Origin of the sequence: Streptomyces sp. SID5785 (genome assembly GCF_009870065.1) — a bacterium.
GTDB lineage: Bacteria > Actinomycetota > Actinomycetes > Streptomycetales > Streptomycetaceae > Streptomyces.
In genome coordinates, this window is the sequence record NZ_WWIA01000505.1 from 1 (window position 1) to 3,404 (window position 3,404).

Consider the following 3,404-nt stretch of genomic DNA (forward strand, 5'->3'; position numbering starts at 1 on the left):
CGCGGGGAACTGCGCGAGAAGCCCCACCGGGCCGCACCCGGCGACGGACGGGGTCAGGCCGGGTGCAGGCCCGGGTTGCCTACCGGGATCACGAAGGACGCCGCCGTCGTGAGCGGAGCGCCCGGCACGGTCACCGCGGAGACCGTCTTGAAGTCGGCCCGCGCCTCCCGCCGCCCGAGCTCCACCGTGGCGTACCCCCGCAGCCCGTCGTAGTGCTTCATGTGCGGGTTGCGGGCCAGGTACCCGGCCCAGTTGGCGGGCCGCGCCGAGCCGTCCTTGCCGCTGGTGACGGACGTCGTGACGATCTCCGTGCCGACGGTCCGCGACCCCGCGTCGTCGAAGTCCCGCTTGATGTCCATCGCGTAGGACACGTGGACGTCGCCGGTGAGCACCATCAGGTTCTCGACGCGCGCCGCGTCCGCCCCCCGGAGGATCCGCTCGCGGGAGGCGGGGTAGCCGTCCCAGGAGTCCATGGAGAGCGTGACGTCGCCCTCGGCGGGGTTGTTGCGGCGGGAGAAGGTGACCTGCTGGGGCACGACGTTCCACAGGGCGCGGGAGCGGCGCCAGCCGTCGGTGAGCCAGCGCTCCTGGGTGCGGCCGGGCAGCGTCTGGGAGGCGGCCTCGGACGCGGGCGTCGGCGCCTTCCAGCCGTCGCCGTTGGCCTGGTCGGTGCGGTACTGGCGGGTGTCGAGGATGTCGAACTGGGCGAGCCGGCCCCAGTGCAGACGCCGGTAGAGCCGCATGTCGGGGCCGTCGGGCAGCTGGGGGCGGCGCAGCGGCTGGTTCTCCCAGTAGGCGCGGTACGCGGAGGCGCGGCGCAGCAGGAACTCCTCGGGCGGGACGCTGTTCTCGGGGGTGTCGCCCGCGTAGTTGTTCTCGGTCTCGTGGTCGTCCCAGGTGACGACGAAGGGGTGCGCGGCGTGCGCGGCCCGCAGGTCGGGGTCGCTCTTGTAGAGGGCGTAGCGCAGCGTGTAGTCGTCCAGCGTCATGGTCTCGCGGGCGAACACGTCGGGCAGGACGCGGTCGGTGTACTTGCGGGCGCCGCCCGCGGAGTCGACGGCGTACTCGTAGAGGTAGTCGCCGAGGTGGAAGACGACGTCGACGTCGTCCTGGGCGAGGTGGCGGTACGCGGTGAAGTAGCCGTCGTGGTAGGCCTGGCAGGAGACCGCGGCGAGGGTGAGGCCGGCGGCTGCGCTCGACTCGGCGGGCGCGGTGCGGGTGCGGCCGGTCTCGCTGACCCAGTCGCCGACGCGGAAGCGGTAGTAGTAGACGCGGCCCGGCGCCAGGTGGCCGACCTCGACGTGCACGGCGTGGTGGAACTCGGGGTGCGCGGTGGCCGTACCGCGTCTGACGGCGCGCCGGAAGCGCTCGTCGTCGGCGAGTTCCCAGCGGACCTGGACCCGCTCGGCGGGCAGTCCGCCGCCCGTCTCGAACGGGGCGGGGGCGAGCCGCGTCCACAGGAGCACGGAGCCCGGCTGCGGGTCGCCGGAGGCGACGCCCAGGGTGAACGGGTTGTCGGTGATCCTGCGGGCGTCGAGTTCGGCGGCGGCCGCGGTGCCGGCCGCCGGGAGGTTCACGGCGAAGGCGAGCGCGGCGGCGGCGCCGGTGACCGTGAGGAACCGGCGGCGGCCCAAGTGCTGGGCGGCGGCGCGGAGTTCGGGTGCGTGCTGCGGTACGGATGACATGGAGCCCTCCCCTGGCTGCTGCTGTCGTCACTGCGGTGGCTGACGCCAGGGAAGATTCGAGTGGCCCGGGACGACGCGGCCCTGTCGCGCACACAACAACCACATGTCGGATGGATGATGTCCGCGTGGCGGTACGCCCGTACGCTGCGGCCCCATGGACGAACAGCACCTCACCGCGCCGCGGACCGCCCTGGTCACCGGCGCCGGGTCCGGCATCGGCCGGGCCGTCGCCCTGGAACTGCTGCGCGCGGGCTGGCGGGTGGCCCTCGCGGGGCGCCGCGTGGAGACCCTGGAGGAGACCGCGGCGCTCGCCCCCGGCGCCGCGTCCCTGCCGGTCCGCACGGATGTGTCGGACCCGGACGACGTGGCCGCGCTCTTCGCCGCCGTGCGCGAGCGCTACGGCCGGCTCGACCTGCTCTTCAACAACGCGGGCACCTTCGGGCCGGGCGGCGTGCCCGTCGAGGAGCTGGCGTACGACGCGTGGCGGCACGTCGTCGACACGAATCTGAACGGCGCGTTCCTGTGCGCGCAGGCCGCGTTCCGGCAGATGAAGGAGCAGGCCCCGCAGGGCGGCCGGATCATCAACAACGGGTCGATCTCGGCGCACGCGCCCCGGCCGCACTCGATCGCGTACACGACGACGAAGCACGCGCTGACCGGGCTCACCAAGTCACTGTCCCTGGACGGGCGTGCCTACCGGATCGCGTGCGGGCAGATCGACATCGGCAACGCGGCGACGGACATGACCGAGCGCATGCAGTCCGGCATCCTCCAGGCGAACGGCACGCTGGCCGCCGAGCCCGTCATGGACGTCGCGGACGTGGCCCGCACGGTCCGGCACATGGCGGAGCTCCCGCTCGACGCCAACATCCAGTCGGCCACCATCCTGGCCACGGCCATGCCGTACGTCGGCCGGGGATGAACCCGCACGCTGTGCGGTGATGCCCCCCCCTGAGGTACTTGGTGCCCCCTGAGGTACTTGGTGCCCCCCTTGGGGTCCTGCGGCCGGATCAGGCCTGACCGGTCTCGAAGCGGGTGACCTTCCCGTCGGCCACGTCGAATCGCCACGCGGTCCGCATCTCGCCCCACGTGTCGTTGCGGTACCGGGCGACGAGGGCGCGGCCCTGTGCGGTCTCCTTCTCGATCTCCATGTGGCCGTGGGAGTCGAAGATCTCCCGGGCCGTCCAGTCGTCGAGGTCCCGCTCGCTGCCGTCGTCGGCCATGGTCGCGCCGGGCGCGAGCGCGGCCCGGAAGGCGTCCTGGTCGTGGGCGTTGAGCGCGGTGACGAAGGCACGGACCGCGGGGTCGCTGAGCTTGGCTGTCTGGATGGGCATGCGCCCAGGCTGGCACCGGCCCCGGGGTGCCGCCACCGGGGCCGCCACCCGAACGGGCCCGTGCGTGAGGTGCGGGCCGGGCCGCTGCCGGACGGTGGAGACATGATCTGCACTCGCTCACGCCCCTCGACCGTCCTCTGTCCCGGCCGCCGCGACCTGGGCCTGCTCGCGCTGCGCGTGGGCACCGGGGCGGTGCTCGCCGCGCACGGCGCGCAGAAACTGCTCGGCTGGTTCGGCGGCGGCGGGCTGTCCGCCACCACCGCCGCCATGGAGTCCATGGGATACGCCCCGCCGAAGGCCAGCGCCCTCGCGGCGGGGCTCGGCGAGGCGGGCGGCGGCGCCCTGCTCGCCCTCGGCCTCGCGACCCCGGTGGCCGGCGCGGCCG

General features: G+C 73.9%; 4 protein-coding genes. 2 read left to right on the forward strand and 2 right to left on the reverse strand.

Annotated elements, in window-relative coordinates:
• Window positions 1–53 precede the first annotated feature (53 nt).
• Window positions 54–1,685 (reverse strand): alkaline phosphatase D family protein, encoded by a 1,632-nt coding sequence (locus tag GTW43_RS16510; protein ID WP_161302795.1) that lies wholly within the window; start codon window positions 1,683–1,685, stop codon window positions 54–56.
• Window positions 1,686–1,839: 154 nt separating this feature from the next.
• Here GTW43_RS16510 and GTW43_RS16515 point away from each other — a divergent pair, with 154 nt between their 5' ends.
• The gene (locus GTW43_RS16515; protein WP_161302796.1) at window positions 1,840–2,607 is read left to right on the forward strand and encodes an SDR family oxidoreductase; all 768 of its coding nucleotides are present in this window, start codon (window positions 1,840–1,842) and stop codon (window positions 2,605–2,607) included.
• A gap of 88 nt (window positions 2,608–2,695) precedes the next feature.
• Here GTW43_RS16515 and GTW43_RS16520 read toward each other — a convergent pair whose 3' ends face one another.
• Window positions 2,696–3,019, reverse strand: a complete 324-nt coding sequence (locus GTW43_RS16520) for a nuclear transport factor 2 family protein (RefSeq protein ID WP_161302797.1) — start codon at window positions 3,017–3,019, stop codon at window positions 2,696–2,698.
• A 102-nt stretch (window positions 3,020–3,121) separates the two neighbouring features.
• Here GTW43_RS16520 and GTW43_RS16525 point away from each other — a divergent pair.
• Window positions 3,122–3,404: DoxX family membrane protein (locus tag GTW43_RS16525; protein WP_161302798.1), on the forward strand; the 283-nt coding region annotated here is incomplete at its 3' end.

Coding starts and splice junctions, on each gene's coding strand:
- GTW43_RS16510 (WP_161302795.1), bottom strand. CDS start 1,685: ATGTCATCCGTACCGCAGCACGCACCCGAACTCCGCGCCGCCGCCCAG.
- GTW43_RS16515 (WP_161302796.1), top strand. CDS start 1,840: ATGGACGAACAGCACCTCACCGCGCCGCGGACCGCCCTGGTCACCGGC.
- GTW43_RS16520 (WP_161302797.1), bottom strand. CDS start 3,019: ATGCCCATCCAGACAGCCAAGCTCAGCGACCCCGCGGTCCGTGCCTTC.